We start from the raw sequence: 15402 nt of genomic DNA on the forward strand, positions 1-15402 counted from the left end.
GCACCGTGGGCGGGACGCCATCTCACTGAACTGAAGTTTACATTCGCGGAATATACCCCTTCCCAATGAAGTGAACTATGGTTAAGGTGACTGTCATCACTTGAGAGTTGAGAGGATGGCAATGGTCACCGATGTTCACGTAGCCGGCGTGGGGATGATTCCCTTCACGAAGCCGGGAAGAAGTGCTACTTACTCGGATATGGGCGAAGCGGCGGCGCGTGCCGCCCTCGCGGATGCGGGACTCGATTACACGGCGGTGCAACAGGCGTTCGTCGGCTATGTATATGGCGATTCAACATCGGGTCAGGCCGCGCTGTACGGGTTGGGCCAGACGGGGATCCCGATCGTCAACGTCAACAACAACTGCTCCACGGGGTCCTCGGCGCTGTGGCTGGCACGCCAGGCAGTGGCGAGCGGGACCGTCGACTGCGCGCTCGCGCTCGGGTTCGAGCAGATGGTGCCCGGGGCTCTGGGCTCGGTCTTCTCCGATCGGCCCGGACCGATGGCGCGGCAGGAGGCGGCACGAGACGAACTGCAGGGCGTCGATCCGCAGGCCCCGATGGCCGCGCAGTTCTTCGGCGGCGCCGGCCAGGCCTATGTCGACGAATTCGGCATCGACCCGGCGATCTTCGCCGAGATCTCCGTCAAGGCCCGCAAGCACGCCGCGAACAACCCGAACGCGGTGTTCCGCACCCTGGTCACCGCCGAGGAGGTGCTGGCGTCGCCGAAGATCTACGGACCACTGACGCGGCTGCAGTGCTGCCCGCCGACCTGTGGCGCCGCCGCCGCCGTGGTCTGCACTCCCGAATTCGCCCGCAAGCACGGACTGAATGCAGACGTGGTGATCCGCGCGCAGTCCCTCACAACCGACACCCCAAGCACGTTCGAGTCCAAGGACATGCGGCAGGTCATCGGCTACGACATGGCCGCCGCAGCCGCCAGCAACGTCTACGAGTCAGCCGGGATCGGCCCGGAGGACATCAGGGTGGTCGAGCTCCACGACTGCTTCACCACCAACGAGTTCCTCACCTACGAGTCGCTTGGCCTCACCCCGGCAGGCACGGCGGAGAAGTTCATCCGCGACGGCGACAACACCTACGGCGGCCGGGTCGTCACAAATCCGTCCGGCGGCCTGCTCTCGAAGGGGCATCCTCTCGGCGCGACCGGCCTCGCCCAGTGCGCGGAGCTGGTGTGGCAGCTGCGCGGCCAAGCCGGAGCCCGGCAGGTCGAGGGCGTGAATCTCGCGCTCCAGCACAACCTCGGTCTCGGCGGTGCCTGCGTGGTCACCCTCTACCAGAAGGTGGACGCGCGATGAGTCTGGATCGTTCGGTTGTCGGACGCGAGTTCGCTCCCGTGTCCCTGCTGGTCACTCGCAGCCGGTTGCAGAACTTCGCGAAAGCCACCGGCCAGTCAGACCCGATCTACACCGACGTCGATGCAGCGAAGCAGGCCGGTCACCGTGACCTGCCGGTACCGCCGACGTTCGTGTTCGGCATCGAACTCGAGGCCCCGAACCCGTTCGCATTCCTCGAGGACCTCGGGGTGGACCTGCGCACCGTCCTGCATGGGGAGCAGCAGTTCGACTACCCGCAGATGACGTATGCGGGTGACGAATTGACGGCGTCGAGCCGGATCACCGATATCTACGAGAAGAAGGGCGGGCTTCTCGAGTTCATCGTCAAGGAAACCACTGTCACCAATCAGGACGGTGCCCGCGTCGCGGTGATGCGCAGCGCCACGGTGGTGCAGCACAGGCCCCGAAAGGACACCTGATGACCACGTTCGCCCCCGAGGTCGGCACGCAGCTACCGCCGCTGCACATCGACCCGATCTCCCGCACCACCCTCGCGTTGTTCGCCGGCGCCTCCGGTGATCACAACCCGATCCACATCGACCTCGACGTCGCGAAGAGCGCGGGATTGGACGACGTCTTCTCCCACGGCATGCTGTCGATGGCCTACCTCGGTCGCCTGCTCACCGATCTCCTTCCACAGCAACAGCTTCGCTCCTACAAAGTGCGATTCGCCTCCATCACTCCGGTGCATGGGAAGCCGACCTGCACCGCCGCCGTGACCCAGATCGACGAGGACGGCGGCGAACGTCTGGCCACCCTCGAGCTGAAGGTCACCCTCGCCGACGGCACCGTCACCCTGCTCGGTGAGGCCGTCGTCGCCCTCGACTGACCACACGAAACAACGTCGCACCCCGCCTCGGGGCGCGGAGACATAGCCCCATTCTCGGCGCCGCATCCCCGGTGCAGCCGAATCACCTTCTTATGCAAAGGAAAACAAACATCATGGGTAAGCTCGAAGGAAAGACCGCGATCGTCAGCGGATCCGGGCGCGGAATCGGCCGCTCCATCGCCCTGACCCTCGCCCGGGAAGGCGCCAACGTCGTCGTCAACGACCTCGACACCGCACCCGCGCAGGCCGTCGTCGACGAAATCACCGCCGCGGGCGGCAACGCCGTCATCTGCGCAGGCAACGTCACCGCCCCCGACTTCGGCGAGCGCTTCGTCGGCACCGCCACCGGCGAGTTCGGCGGCCTGGACATCATCATCAACAACGCCGGTTACACCTGGGACACGGTCATCCAGAAGATGGGCGACGATCAGTGGGACGCCATCCTCGACGTCCACCTCAAGGCGCCGTTCCGGATCCTGCGGGCCGCGCAGCCGGTGATCAGCAAGGCCGCCAAGGCGGAGAAGGAAGCCGGGACCCCGGTGTACCGCAAGGTCGTCAACATCTCCTCCATCGCGGGCCTCTACGGCAATGCCGGCCAGGTCAACTACTCGTCGGCGAAGTCCGGGATCATCGGCATGACCCGCACCCTGGCCAAGGAGTGGGGCCGCTACAACGTCAACGTCAACGCGGTTGCGTTCGGTTTCATCGAGACCAGGCTCACCGAGGTCGCCGCAGACGGTGACGCAACCATCGACATCGAGGGCCGTGAGATCAAGGTCGGCGTCAACCCGCACCTGCTCACCGCGATGAAGGCGATGATTCCGCTCGGCCGACCGGGCACGCCCGGCGAGGCCGCGGGCTCAGTCGTGATGCTGACCTACCCCGAGTCCGACTACGTCAGCGGCCAGATCATGGTCACCGGCGGCGGATACGAAGGATAGGACGACAGCGATGCCCTCCATCACCTACACCTCGTCCTGGCGCGACACCGACACCACCGCACTCGGCGAGCTCGCCGACAAGTTCTTCGCCCGGGAACTCACCCCGCACCGCGAGAAGTTCGAACAGCAGCACTACGTCGACCGGAACGTCTGGACCAAGGCCGGCGAACTCGGGCTGCTGTGCTGCTCCATCCCCGAGGAATACGGGGGTGGCGGAGGGACGTTCGCGCACGACCTCGCCGTCGTCGAGGCCCAGGCCCGCGCCCTGGACACCGGGTTCGGCAACACCGTCCACAGCGGCATCGTCGCCCACTACCTTCTCGCGTACGGCACCGAGGACCAGCGTCGCCGCTGGCTGCCGAGGATGGCGACCGGCGAGACGATTGCCGCGGTCGCGATGACCGAACCCGGCGCCGGATCCGATCTGAAGAACATCAAGACCACCGCGCTCCGGGACGGGGATCACTATGTGATCAACGGTGCGAAGACGTTCATCTCCAATGGATCCCAGGCCGATCTGATCGTTGTGGTCGCCAAGACCGACCCCACCGCCGGGGCGAAGGGGGTGTCCCTGCTCGTCGTCGAGACCGCCGAGGCCCCCGGCTTCACCCGTGGACGGATCCTCGACAAGGTCGGTCAGCACGGCGCCGACACCTCGGAGCTGTCCTTCCAGGACGTCCGGGTGCCGACGGCGAACCTGCTCGGCGGCGATGAGGGCCGCGGGTTCGGTCAGCTGATGACCCAGCTGGCGCAGGAGCGACTGCTCATCGGGGTCACCGCGGTGGCCACCATGGAAGCCGCGGTGACCGAAACCGTGGCATACACCAAGTCCCGAAGCGCATTCGGTCAGAGCATCTTCGACTTCCAGAACACCAAATTCGTGCTCGCCGAGTGCGAGACCGTGACCCATGCCGCCCGGGTGTTCATCGACTCGTGCATCGAACGGCACCTCAGCGGTGAGTTGGACCCCACGACCGCGGCGATGGCCAAGTGGTGGCTCACCGAGCAGCAGTGCCAGGTGATCGACCAATGCGTGCAACTGTTCGGCGGCTACGGATACATGCGCGAGTACCCCATCGCCCGCATGTACGCCGACGCCCGGGTCCAGAAGATCTACGGCGGTTCCAACGAAGTCATGAAAGACCTCATCGCGCGCTCGCTCTGAGCCGAACCCCCCAACGGAGGCAGAAATGAGTTCGTCCCCGGTCATCCGGTGCGGTACGGCGGTCCGCGCACACGCCGACGTGAGAATCCGGGCCGCGCGGCTCGCGAGCGCGCTCGCCGCGATGGGCGTCGAGCACGGCGACCGCTATGCGATCGTTCTGCGCAACGACATCGCGTTCGTCGAGGCCACCCTTGCGGGCGCGGCGATCGGGGCCGTTCCGGTCCCGGTCAACTGGCACTGGACCGGGGACGACCTCGCCTATCTGCTCGCCGACAGCGGCAGCAAGGTGGTCCTGGTCCACACCGATCTCCTGCCCTCCGTCGAAGCGGTGCTCCCGGCCGGGGCAGCGGTGATCGAGGTGGGCGTCCCCCACGACGTCGCCGCCGCGCACGGCTTCACCCGCCCGGAGTTGACCAGCCGGCATCCCGACATGGACACCCTGATCAGGGCCCACGCTCCGGTCACCGCCCCGGTCACCGATCCACCACTCGGGGTCATCTACACTTCGGGCACCACAGGAAGACCCAAAGGTATCCTGCGGCAACCCGTTCCGGCCGAGCATGCGGGCCGGCTCACGGAACTGGTCGTCGAGGGGTTCGCCTTCGGGTCGGCGACATCGACGCTGATCCCGGCCCCGCTCTATCACACCGCCCCCAACACGCACGCGGTGTTCGCCCTCGCTCTCGGACTCGACCTCGACATCCCACCCCGCTTCGACGCCGAGGGCCTGCTCGCTCTGATACAGGAGCGGCGGATCGAACACCTTCAGATGGTGCCGACGATGTTCGTGCGATGGCTGAAACTGCCCGAGGACGTCCGCGCTCGGTACGACCTGTCGTCGCTGAAGTCGATCGTCCATGCGGCGGCTCCGTGCCCGCAGGAGGTCAAACGCGCAGTCATCGACTGGCTGGGCCCGATCGTGCACGAGTACTACGGCGGCTCCGAGACCGGCGCCGCGGTCACCTGCACCAGCGAACAATGGCTCGAACACCCCGGCACGGTCGGCCGCCCGTTCGCCGACGTCGAGGTGAAGATATTGGGCGACGACGGAACCGAACTGCCACCGGGCCGGGCGGGGGAGATCTACCTCAAACCGTTTTCCGTCTGGCCGGACTTCACCTACCTCGGCAACGACGCCAAGCGGCGAGAGATCGAACGCGACGGATTCCTGTCGGTCGGCGACGTCGGCTACCTCGATACCGACGGATACCTCTATCTCAGCGATCGCCGCAACGACATGGTGATCTCCGGCGGAGTCAACATCTACCCCGCCGAGATCGAGGCCTGCATCATCACCGTGCCCGGGGTGCGCGATGTCGCGGTGTTCGGCATCCCGGATCCCGACTTCGGGGAGGCCCTGGCCGCGCACATCGAACTCGAGCCCTGCGCAACGCTCGGCGCCGACGACATCCGCACCCACGTCACCGGCCACCTCGCGAAGTACAAGGTCCCGAAGGTCATCGTCTTCGACGACGCCCTGCCCCGCGAAGACACCGGAAAGTTGTTCAAACGCAAGCTCAAAGAGCCCTACTGGCAGGTGCGGATCGATGCCTGACCGGACCGCGACCGGGCTCGTGCGCACACAGGTGCGCACCGACGGCGTCGGAATTCTCACACTGGACCGGCCGGACAAGCTCAACGCGCTCACCGGGACGATGTTCGCCGATCTGGAACAGGCACTACGCGAACTCGGCAACACCCCGAGCTGCCGGGTGGTGGTGCTGTGCGGGGCGGGCCGGGCCTTCTGCGCGGGAATGGACCTGCGCGTCGGCCTGGTCCAGGACACCGGAGATCGCATGGCCGCGTCCTACGCGGCCATGCGCCGAGCAGTGTCCGCGATGACCGCGATACGGGAGATACCTCAACCCGTCGTCGCGGCGGTCCAGGGACACGCGGTTGGGGCCGGGTTCGCGCTCGCCGCCGCGGCCGACATCCGACTCGCCGCCGCCGACGCCCGCTTCGACGCCGTGTTCGTCAAACTCGGGATGAGCGCCGGCGACCTCGGGCTGTCGTGGCTGCTGCCGCGGCTCATCGGCCCGGGCCATGCCGCCGAACTCTTCTACACCGGCGGCGCCCTGTCAGCAGCGCGCGCCGAACACCTCGGCCTCGTTCAGGCCGTCGTGCCCGACCCCCTCACCGCGGCACTCACCCTCGCGGCGACCATCGCGTCGATGCCGCCGATGGGTGTGCAACTGACCAAGGAACTGCTCGACGCGAGCAACTCATCCAGTGGTTTCCGCGAACACCTGGAACTCGAGTTGCGCTCGCAGGTCATCGGCCTCAACACGGCCGACCACACGGACGCCGTCGCCGGATTCTCGGCCGACCGCCCCGCCCCACACCGTCTGACCTCACCCTTGTCGTCACTCGAGCCCGAGGACCACTGATGCATCTGACCCAACCGCTGCACCGCAACCGGCAACAACGCCCCGACGCGGTCGCCACCATCTGCGGTGACCGCAGCCTCACCCACACCGAAACCTACGACCGGGTCGCGGCCCTCGCCGGGGGACTCCGCAGCCTCGGCACCGACACCGACGAGCGGATCGCCCTTCTCGCCCTGAACTCCGACCGCTACCTCCACATCATCCTCGCCGTCGCCTGGGCGGATGCGGTCATCGTGCCGGTCAACACCCGGTGGTCGGTCAAGGAGATCGCGTACTCGCTCGACGAGGCCGGTGTCCGTGTGCTCTTCCTCGACGACGCATTCGCCGCCCTCTCCGCCGAACTGCAGGCATTGTGCCCGAACCTGACGACCGTGATCCATTGCGGCGACGGCCGCACCCCAGACGACATGTTGGCGTTCGACGCGCTGGTGACCGAGTCGACCCCGGTACCCGACGCCCGCCGCCGCGGCGACGCCGTCGCCGGGATCTTCTACACCGGCGGCACCACCGGCTTCCCGAAGGGGGTGATGCTCAGTCACCGCAACCTTTTCGCCTCCGCCACCGGATGCGCTGCCACGGGCGCCTGGTCCACCGCCGGGCGGGCCCTGCACGCCGCACCGATGTTCCACCTCGCCGACCTCGCCTCGGTGATCGGGCACATGCTGCTCGGCGGCACCCATGTGATGATTCCGGCATTCGACCCGGTCGCCACCCTCACCGCGATCGCCGACCACCGAATCACGGACGCCCTGCTCGTGCCGACCATGATCCAGATGACGGTCGATCATCCCCGGCTCGCGGAGTTCGACCTGTCGAGTCTGCGCCACATCATGTACGGGGCGTCCCCGATCTCCGAGTCCCTCCTCGACCGCGCCCGCAACGCCTTCCCGTCGGCGGCTTTCCTCCAGGGTTACGGCATGACCGAGCTGGCCCCGGTCGCGAGTCTTCTGCACGACGAAGACCACGACCACCCGGTCCGACGCCGCTCCGCCGGACGCGCTGCCCCGCATGCCCTGATCAAGATCGTCGATCCGGACGGAAACGAGGTACCACGCGGTGACTTCGGTGAAATCGTGGTTACCGGCGACCACGTAATGCTGGGCTACTGGAACAAGCCCGACGAGACCGCGGCCGCGGTCCAGGCCGGCTGGATGCACACCGGCGACGGCGGCTACATGGACGAGGACGGGTTCGTGTTCGTCGCGGACCGAATCAAGGACATGATCATCTCCGGCGGCGAAAACGTGTACTCCATCGAGGTGGAGAACGTCGTCGCCAAGCACCCCGCCGTGACCCAGTGTGCGGTGATCGCCGTCCCGGATGCTCAGTGGGGCGAACGCGTCCACGCTGTCGTCAGTCTGGTTCCGGGCACCACGCTGACGCTCGAGGAACTGCGCGAGCACAGCAAGAAGGAGATCGCCGGCTACAAGGTTCCCCGTAGCCTCGCCGTCGTCGACTCCTTCCCCACCTCCGCCGCAGGAAAGATCCTCAAGCGCGACCTCCGACAGCAGTACGTGTGATGTCCGGACCTCACACCCATTCACGAACCACGGAAAGCGCGGTACGAACAACGTGATCGAGACAACGACCTACATCCGGCGGGAAGATCCAGCTCCCGGCGTGGCACGCATCGTGCTGGCCCGACCGGAAACCCGCAATGCCCAGAGCCCGGAGCTGCTCTATCAACTCGACGCGGCTTTCGCCCACGCGGCTGCCGACAACGACGTCAAGGTGATCGTCCTGTCCGCGGACGGCCCGGACTTCTCGTCCGGCCACGACCTGAAGGCCGGGTTCACCCTGCCTTGTTCACCGGTCGCCACGCTGCAGTCAGGCCTCGACGCGGGCGGCGCCGAAGGCCACTACGCATTCGAATGTGAGGCCTACCTCGGGCTGTGCAAACGGTGGCGCGACATTCCGAAACCGACCATCGCCCAAGCCCAGGGCCGGACCATCGCCGGCGGCCTGATGCTGCTGTGGCCAATGGACATCATCGTCGCCGGACACGACGCCACCTTTTCCGACCCGGTCACCGCATTCGGCGTCAACGGAATCGAATACTTCACCCACGCCTGGGAACTCGGTGCCCGCAAGGCCAAGGAGGTCCTCTTCACAGGACGGGCGCTGACCGCGGCCGAAGCCCGTGACGTCGGGATGGTCAACCATGTCGTCGCTGCCGCCGAACTGGACGCCTACACCCTCGAGCTCGCCGCCACCATTGCGGCGCGCCCGACATTCGGGCTGCGCCTGGCCAAGGAGAGCATCAACCGAAGCCTCGACGCACAAGGACAGTCCGTCGCCCTCGATGCGGCGCTTGCCCTGCACAACCTCGGCCACGCCCACAACCTGGGCCAGCACGGTCAGATCCTGGACCCCACCGGAGCGGATGTCATCCGCGCCGGCGCAAAACGAAAGGAAGCCATCGCATGACCGGACCACTCACCGGACTGCGCGTCGTCGAACTCGCCGGCATCGGCCCCGGCCCGCACGCCTGCATGCTCCTGGCCGACCTCGGCGCCGAGGTCGTCCGGGTCGAACGCCGCACACACACCGATCGACCCGGCATCACCATCGACGCCGACACAGCCCTCCGCGGCCGCAACATCGTCGAGGCCGACCTGAAGAACACCGCAGACCGTGACCGGATCCTCGAGCTGATCGAGCATGCCGATGTCCTCGTCGAGGGCTTCCGACCCGGTGTCACCGAACGGCTCGGCCTCGGACCCGATGACTGCGAGGCCGTCAATCCCCGGCTGATCTACGGCCGCATGACCGGCTGGGGGCAGAGCGGCCCGTTCGCCGACCGCGCCGGCCACGACATCAACTACATCTCCCTCACTGGGATCCTCGACAACATCGGCCGCGCGGGCGACCGGCCGGTGCCACCGCTGAACCTGGTCGGCGACTTCGGAGGCGGGTCGATGTTCCTCGTTGTCGGCATTCTCGCAGCGCTGTTCGCACGCGAATCCTCCGGTCGCGGTCAGGTCGTCGACGCCGCCATGGTCGACGGTGCCAGTGTGCTGGCCCAGATGATGTGGTCGCTGCGCGGCAACCGAACCTGGGCCACCGGCCGGGGCGAGAACCTGCTCGACGGCTCCCACCCCTTCTACGACACCTACGAATGCTCCGACGGAAAGTACGTCGCAGTCGGTGCGATCGAACCGCAGTTCTACACCCAACTGCTCAACGGCCTACAACTTGACCCCGCCCGGTTGCCCGAACAGTGGAATCGGAAAGGGTGGGCGCAACTGCGGGCGGAGTTCGAGATCGCGTTCAAATCCCGTGCTCGCGACGAATGGGCCCGGGTTTTCGCGACCACAGACGCCTGTGTGACTCCTGTCCTGACCTACGACGAGGCTCTCCAACACCCCCACATGACCGCCCGCGACACGTTCGCGACAGTCGCGGGAGTCGATCAGCCGGCGCCCGCGCCCCGCTTCTCGGGCACACCCACAACCACCCCGCCGCAACCGCGTTCACTCGGCCTGCACGAACAGATCCGTCAGTGGATCGCTCGGCGATGATCACTGTCTACGGTCGTGACCCACGCGTCAGTGATCGGTTCGGTCTCGGCTCGCATGCGGTCACCGAAACCGAAATCATCGACTTTGCGGCCATGTGGGATCCACCGACCTTCCACACCGATCGCCACACCGCCGCCGAGGGCTACTTCGGAGGGATCATCGCCAGCGGAATCCACACCCTCGGAATCTTCCAACGTCGTGGTACATGTCTCGGCCGCCGATGGTCTTCGCCACCCACAGGTCGATCGGATCAGGCACAGCCGGGCCCCGGCCGTGCAACTCCGTCCGAACTGTCCGTTCACAAGCGTCCGCGGGAGGTGTGGCTCGTGGAGTCGTTGCCCCGCAACGCTTTGGGGAAGGTGCAGAAGAAGCTGCTGAGGTAGCGGCCATGTGAACCGTTCGGTCGGGTGGCGTCTATCCCCACCCTCGGGTGGCTGTCGGCGGCGCGGCGCCGGGCGGACGCTGGTCTGGACCAGGACCACCCGACGAGGTGGCCTCCGGACCGGAAGGACACCGCACATGTCGCACATCGTCGATTCCACCGTTCCCGACGAGCAGGACCACGTTCTGCCGGCGACCGGCACGGTCCGCCACCATTGGGCGTTCACTCGCATCGGGCTGTACCTGCTCCTGGCGTCGTTGCCGTTGCTGGCGATCTCGGCGCAGGTGTTCGGGGTGGTGTCGATGAACGCGACGGGTGCACTCGTGATCATCCCGCTCGCCGCGATCCTCGTCGTGCTGTGTGTCTTCGCGCCGCACCCCGTCGACCGGATCGTCGGACACGGCCTCTTCTGGGGCATGTTCGCGTGCCTGGTGTACGACGTGTTCCGCCTGGACACCGTGTACCTGCTCGGATTGTGGGGCGACTTCATCCCGCGGATGGGCACGTGGGTGCACGCGGGCAGCGACCCCCGCACCGGCGCGATCGTCGGTTACCTGTGGCGGTACCTCGGCGACGGCGGCGGGATCGGAATCGCGTTCTTCCTCCTGGCCCTGGCCTTCGGCTTGCAGCACCGGTCGCGCCGCACCGTCCTGGTCGCGTTCGTCACCTTCGCGGTGGCGCCGGTGTGGGCCGGGCTGATCGGCACTGTCGCATTCTCGCCGGGAGGGCAGCAGAAGATGTTCCCGCTGACTCCTACCACGATCACGCTGTCGCTGATCGGGCACCTGATCTTCGGGCTCGTCCTCGGCCTCGGATTCCTGCGGGCCCGCGCGCGTCTCGCCCGGCACTGGCCGTGGCGGCCACTGTTGCCTGCTCGTTTGGCCACAGCCGCCGAGACACCCTGAATGATGCATGGGCCGGGCCGCGCCCAAGCGCAGTCCGACGATCGTCCCGTCGGCCGTGCCGACCGCATGTGGGATCTCCCCGCTGTCGAGCCGACAGCGCTCCGCCTAGATCGGGTCCGGATCGCGGTGGACGATGACGGTCCTGTCGGCGCGATGCAGCAGGTTCTGGCTCGTCGAGCCGAGCAGGGCCGCTGCGACGCGGCCGAAGCCCCTGCTTCCCACCACGGCCAGCTGGCCGTCGTCGAGGGCACGCAACAGTTCTCGGGGTGCCGATCCGCGTGACGACACCGCGTTGACGGTCACGCCGGGGAAGCGGTCCCGGAACGGGGCGAGGACGTCCGCCAGTCGCTGCTCCTCGGCGCGAGCGACGGCCTCCCAGTCGACCAGTAGGGCCGTCGGTCCCGACTGGCGCAACATTTCGGGGGTGGCCACACCGATCGCGTACTCCTCCGTCCAGGAGCGCACCGCGGTGACGGGTGCGCCGAGCAGGTCCGCGAATGCGAACGCCAGCTCGGTTGCGGCCGCGGAGGTGGTGCTGCCGTCCACGCCGACGACGAGCGGGCGGGTGTCTGGTCCGGGATCGGCAGGGTCGCCCCGCCAGACGGCGACAGGGCAGGAGGCCTGGCTGGCCACCCGCACCGCGGTCGATCCGAGCAGCCACCGCTCGACGGTCCCTCGTCCTGTGGCACCGAGCACGATCATGGTGGCGCCCTTCGCGGCAGCGAGCAGTGTCGCCCCGGCGGGCTCGTTGTCGAGCTCCGTCGTCAGACGAATGTCGGAAACATGTTCGCGGATGGTCTCGACCGCAGAGGAGAGAACCTCGGCTCCCTCCGCGTCGAGACTGTCGATCAACTGTTGCGAGGGCGATGGTTCACCGTGGCCGGACCTACGACCGGGTTTCGGCGCCGAATGCACGACATGCAGGGGCTGCCCCAGTTTTCCGGCCACCACGGCGGCCCATTTCGCGGCTCCCAGTGAGGTGTCGGATCCGTCGACCCCGACCACGATGCGTGTTCCGGCGTTCACGAGCGGCATGTTTTCCTCGTTTCGGCAGAAGGTCACCTTTCGACGCTGCGCCGCGGTCCATCGCGTGAATCGCGACACGAGACGACCCTACTGCGCTGGCGGCAGGACCGGGACCCACGTGAACTCCGTGCGTACCGCGCCGGTACAGAGGAGGTCGCTGTCGGCCTCGGATGCCGACGGTCCGGTCACCGGGAGCCGCGACCGTCTGCACGGACTCCGCCCCGCCCGACGAACCGGTCCGTGCTGTGCTCCGGCGTCAGGTCGAGACGTCGCAGCAGTTGCGCGTTGAGCGCGACAACCACCGTCGACGCCGACATGAGGATCGCGCCGACGCTCATCGGCAGGACGAAGCCGATCGGGGCGAGGACGCCGGCGGCCAGCGGCACCGAGATGAGGTTGTAACCCGCTGCCCACCACAGGTTCTGCTCCATCTTGCGGTAGCTCGCCCGGGACAGTTCGATCACCGACAGCACCGACCGCGGGTCGGACGACGCCAGGATCACCCCCGCCGACCCGATCGCGACGTCGGTGCCCGCGCCGATGGCGATGCCGACGTCGGCTTGGGCGAGCGCCGGGGCGTCGTTGACGCCGTCACCGACCATCGCGACCTTTCGGCCCTCGTGTTGGAGCTCGGCGACCTTCGCCGCCTTCTCCTCGGGTCGCACGCCGGCGTACACGCGGTCGATGCCGAGTTCCGCCGCGACGCTCTCGGCGACGGCCTGTGCGTCACCTGTGATCATCACGACCTTCGCTCCGGCCGCGTGCAGCGCGTCGACGGCGTCCCGCGACTCGGGGCGGATCTCGTCGGCGAGGCGCAGGGCACCGATCACGTCGTCACCGGACAGGACGTGCAGGATGATCGCACCGGACCGGCGCCACTCGTCGGCCACGGGGAGTTCGGTGCGACCGTGCTCGGTGAGCAGGTGCGGGCCACCGACCCGGATCCGCTTGCCGTCGACGGTGGCCGTCACTCCGACCGCGGGCGACGACGTGAAGTCCGACGACGCCGGCACGGTGATGCCGGTCGATTCGGCCTTGCGGACGATGGCCTTCGCGAGGGGATGCTCGCTGTCGGACTCGGCTGCGGCCGCGAGGGCGATTACCCGGTCCGGGGTGTATCCGTCGACGGGCTCGACGGCGATCACCGAGGGCTCACCCTTGGTGAGTGTGCCGGTCTTGTCGAAGAGCACCGCGTCGACGGTGCGCATCGACTCGAGCGCCAGGCGGTCCTTGACGAGAACGCCTCCGCGAGCAGCACGTTCGGTCGCGATGGACACAACGAGCGGAATCGCGAGACCGAGGGCATGGGGGCAGGCGATGACGAGGACGGTGATCGCCCGGACGACGGCGGAGTCGGGCATCCCGATCGCGGTCCACACGACCGCGGTGATCGCGGCGGCGCCGAGGGCGAACCAGAACAGCCACCCTGCGGCGGTGTCGGCGATGCGCTGCGCCCGTGAGGACGACGCCTGCGCGTCGGCGACCAGCCGCTGGATTCCGGCGAGTGCCGTGTCGTCTCCCGTGGCCGTGACCCGAACTCGCAGACCCGAGTCGGTGGCGACGGTGCCGGCGACGACCGTGTCGCCGGTGTCGCGCCGGACCGGCTTCGACTCGCCCGTCACCATCGACTCGTCCATGCTGGCGGTGCCGTCGACGATGGTGCCGTCGGCGGGAACAGATGCCCCGGGTCGCACGATCACGATGTCGCCGACCTCGAGTTCGGCGGGCGGCACGGTGACCACGTCGTCCCCGACGAGCTTCTCCGCCTCGTCGGGCAGTAGTGCCGCAAGCGAATCAAGCGCGGATGTGGTCTGTGCGAGAGAGCGCATCTCGATCCAGTGGCCGAGGAGCATGATCACGACCAGAAGCGCGAGCTCCCACCAGAAGTTCAGTTCGTGGTGGAGCAGTTCCAGCGTCGAACCCCACGAGGCGACGAACGCGACGGTGATCGCGAGGGCGATCAGGAGCATCATTCCCGGCTTGCGCGAACGGATCTCGCTGACCGCGCCGGTGAGGAAGGGGCGACCACCCCAGAAATAGATGATCGTGCCGAGAATCGGCGAGACCCACCGCACCCACTCGGCGTCCGGCAGTTGGTAGCCGATGACGTCCGCGAACATGTCGTTGAACGCGACCGTCGGGACGGCGAGGACCAGCATGATCCAGAACAGCCGGCGGAACTGGTCGACGTGACTGCCGTGTCCGGCGTGGCCTCCGTGTCCGCTGTGATCCTCGTGTTCGGTGTTTCCCGCGCCGTGATCGTGCGGGATGTTCGGCGTGCCGTGCCCGGCGTCTTCGTGACCGGAATGGTCGTGGGAGGTGTGCTCGTGGTGGGTCTCGGCATCGTGGTGCGTGTGCGCGGCGGCCGAGACGGGGTGTTCGGGTCGCATGCTCATGCCTCGACCATACCCCCAGGGGGTATTAAACGCCAGGCTTCACGGACCCACCGGGTAGTGACTCGTGATCGCGACGCGGTTCCAGGCGTTCATCGCGACGGCCAGCCAACTGATCGCCGACACCTGCGCATCGGTGAGCGATCCGTCGTCCCAGTCGTGACCCGCAGGCACCGGGAGGTCGGTGACCTCCTCGGCGAGCGCGAGCGCGGCCCGCTCCTGCGGGCTGAAGTACTGCGATTCCCACCAGGCGGCGACCACGGCCAGCCGGTCGGTCGTCTCTCCCTTCTGCACGGCGTCGCGGGTGTGCATGCGCAGGCAGAAGGCGCATCCGTTGATCTGGGACACCCGGATCTTGACGAGTTCGGCGAGCAGCGGATCCAGTCCCGCCTCCGTGACGGCGGCGTCGGCCTGGGTGCTCAGCGCCAGCAATGCCTGGTAGACGGTCGGATGCTGCTTGCTCAGATTGACGGCGTTCATCGGCGGTCCTTCCCGCGCG

The 15402-nt window shown here is 67.5% G+C and carries 14 protein-coding genes and 1 pseudogene; 12 read left to right on the top strand and 3 right to left on the bottom strand.

Annotated features, from left to right (window positions below; all coding sequences use genetic code 11):
• Positions 1–121: 121 nt before the first annotated feature.
• From ACFSJG_RS04815 to ACFSJG_RS04870, 12 genes and pseudogenes are all read left to right on the top strand, one after another.
• Complete coding sequence (locus ACFSJG_RS04815) at positions 122–1315, top strand: lipid-transfer protein (RefSeq protein ID WP_378484065.1); 1194 nt, start codon at positions 122–124, stop codon at positions 1313–1315.
• On the top strand, positions 1312–1773 hold the full coding sequence (locus tag ACFSJG_RS04820) for a MaoC family dehydratase N-terminal domain-containing protein (protein ID WP_378484066.1): 462 nt from the start codon (positions 1312–1314) through the stop codon (positions 1771–1773). Before ACFSJG_RS04815 ends, ACFSJG_RS04820 begins: the two co-directional genes overlap by 4 nt.
• A complete protein-coding gene (locus tag ACFSJG_RS04825) occupies positions 1773–2183 on the top strand; it encodes a MaoC/PaaZ C-terminal domain-containing protein (protein ID WP_378484067.1) in 411 nt (136 codons plus the stop codon). Before ACFSJG_RS04820 ends, ACFSJG_RS04825 begins: the two co-directional genes overlap by 1 nt.
• 113 nt (positions 2184–2296) lie before the next feature.
• Entirely contained in the window at positions 2297–3124 is an 828-nt protein-coding gene (locus tag ACFSJG_RS04830; protein ID WP_378484068.1) for an SDR family NAD(P)-dependent oxidoreductase, read from the top strand.
• 10 nt (positions 3125–3134) lie between these two features.
• On the top strand, positions 3135–4289 hold the full coding sequence (locus ACFSJG_RS04835; RefSeq protein WP_378484069.1) for an acyl-CoA dehydrogenase family protein: 1155 nt from the start codon (positions 3135–3137) through the stop codon (positions 4287–4289).
• Positions 4290–4314: 25 nt separating this feature from the next.
• Positions 4315–5844, top strand: a complete 1530-nt coding sequence (locus ACFSJG_RS04840; RefSeq protein WP_378484070.1) for an AMP-binding protein — start codon at positions 4315–4317, stop codon at positions 5842–5844.
• Positions 5837–6676 (top strand): enoyl-CoA hydratase/isomerase family protein, encoded by an 840-nt coding sequence (locus tag ACFSJG_RS04845; RefSeq protein WP_378484071.1) that lies wholly within the window; start codon positions 5837–5839, stop codon positions 6674–6676. The genes ACFSJG_RS04840 and ACFSJG_RS04845 overlap by 8 nt, the downstream gene beginning before the upstream one ends.
• Positions 6676–8196 (top strand): acyl-CoA synthetase, encoded by a 1521-nt coding sequence (locus tag ACFSJG_RS04850; RefSeq protein ID WP_378484072.1) that lies wholly within the window; start codon positions 6676–6678, stop codon positions 8194–8196. The genes ACFSJG_RS04845 and ACFSJG_RS04850 overlap by 1 nt, the downstream gene beginning before the upstream one ends.
• 52 nt (positions 8197–8248) lie before the next feature.
• Complete coding sequence (locus tag ACFSJG_RS04855) at positions 8249–9103, top strand: enoyl-CoA hydratase (RefSeq protein WP_378484073.1); 855 nt, start codon at positions 8249–8251, stop codon at positions 9101–9103.
• Positions 9100–10197 carry a CaiB/BaiF CoA transferase family protein gene (locus ACFSJG_RS04860; RefSeq protein WP_378484074.1) on the top strand — a complete coding sequence of 366 codons (1098 nt, stop codon included), beginning with the start codon at positions 9100–9102 and terminating at the stop codon, positions 10195–10197. The genes ACFSJG_RS04855 and ACFSJG_RS04860 overlap by 4 nt, the downstream gene beginning before the upstream one ends.
• Positions 10194–10382: pseudogene (locus ACFSJG_RS04865) on the top strand (MaoC/PaaZ C-terminal domain-containing protein); the annotation flags it as partial. The gene ACFSJG_RS04860 and the pseudogene ACFSJG_RS04865, both read left to right, overlap by 4 nt.
• 334 nt (positions 10383–10716) lie before the next feature.
• The gene (locus ACFSJG_RS04870; protein WP_378484075.1) at positions 10717–11484 is read left to right on the top strand and encodes a hypothetical protein; all 768 of its coding nucleotides are present in this window, start codon (positions 10717–10719) and stop codon (positions 11482–11484) included.
• A gap of 105 nt (positions 11485–11589) precedes the next feature.
• Here ACFSJG_RS04870 and ACFSJG_RS04875 read toward each other — a convergent pair whose 3' ends face one another.
• From ACFSJG_RS04875 to ACFSJG_RS04885, 3 genes are all read right to left on the bottom strand, one after another.
• Positions 11590–12519 carry a universal stress protein gene (locus ACFSJG_RS04875; RefSeq protein ID WP_378484076.1) on the bottom strand — a complete coding sequence of 310 codons (930 nt, stop codon included), beginning with the start codon at positions 12517–12519 and terminating at the stop codon, positions 11590–11592.
• A 176-nt stretch (positions 12520–12695) separates the two neighbouring features.
• Positions 12696–14900, bottom strand: a complete 2205-nt coding sequence (locus tag ACFSJG_RS04880; RefSeq protein WP_378484257.1) for a heavy metal translocating P-type ATPase — start codon at positions 14898–14900, stop codon at positions 12696–12698.
• A 45-nt stretch (positions 14901–14945) separates the two neighbouring features.
• Entirely contained in the window at positions 14946–15383 is a 438-nt protein-coding gene (locus tag ACFSJG_RS04885; RefSeq protein WP_378484077.1) for a carboxymuconolactone decarboxylase family protein, read from the bottom strand.
• Positions 15384–15402 lie beyond the last annotated feature (19 nt).

The sequence above is a fragment of the Rhodococcus gannanensis genome (genome assembly GCF_042681175.1).
Classification (GTDB): domain Bacteria; phylum Actinomycetota; class Actinomycetes; order Mycobacteriales; family Mycobacteriaceae; genus Rhodococcus_G; species Rhodococcus_G gannanensis.

Coding starts and splice junctions, on each gene's coding strand:
- ACFSJG_RS04880 (WP_378484257.1), bottom strand. CDS start 14,900: ATGCGACCCGAACACCCCGTCTCGGCCGCCGCGCACACGCACCACGAT.
- ACFSJG_RS04820 (WP_378484066.1), top strand. CDS start 1,312: ATGAGTCTGGATCGTTCGGTTGTCGGACGCGAGTTCGCTCCCGTGTCC.
- ACFSJG_RS04815 (WP_378484065.1), top strand. CDS start 122: ATGGTCACCGATGTTCACGTAGCCGGCGTGGGGATGATTCCCTTCACG.
- ACFSJG_RS04885 (WP_378484077.1), bottom strand. CDS start 15,383: ATGAACGCCGTCAATCTGAGCAAGCAGCATCCGACCGTCTACCAGGCA.
- ACFSJG_RS04875 (WP_378484076.1), bottom strand. CDS start 12,519: ATGCCGCTCGTGAACGCCGGAACACGCATCGTGGTCGGGGTCGACGGA.
- ACFSJG_RS04870 (WP_378484075.1), top strand. CDS start 10,717: ATGTCGCACATCGTCGATTCCACCGTTCCCGACGAGCAGGACCACGTT.
- ACFSJG_RS04845 (WP_378484071.1), top strand. CDS start 5,837: ATGCCTGACCGGACCGCGACCGGGCTCGTGCGCACACAGGTGCGCACC.
- ACFSJG_RS04830 (WP_378484068.1), top strand. CDS start 2,297: ATGGGTAAGCTCGAAGGAAAGACCGCGATCGTCAGCGGATCCGGGCGC.
- ACFSJG_RS04825 (WP_378484067.1), top strand. CDS start 1,773: ATGACCACGTTCGCCCCCGAGGTCGGCACGCAGCTACCGCCGCTGCAC.
- ACFSJG_RS04850 (WP_378484072.1), top strand. CDS start 6,676: ATGCATCTGACCCAACCGCTGCACCGCAACCGGCAACAACGCCCCGAC.
- ACFSJG_RS04840 (WP_378484070.1), top strand. CDS start 4,315: ATGAGTTCGTCCCCGGTCATCCGGTGCGGTACGGCGGTCCGCGCACAC.
- ACFSJG_RS04835 (WP_378484069.1), top strand. CDS start 3,135: ATGCCCTCCATCACCTACACCTCGTCCTGGCGCGACACCGACACCACC.
- ACFSJG_RS04860 (WP_378484074.1), top strand. CDS start 9,100: ATGACCGGACCACTCACCGGACTGCGCGTCGTCGAACTCGCCGGCATC.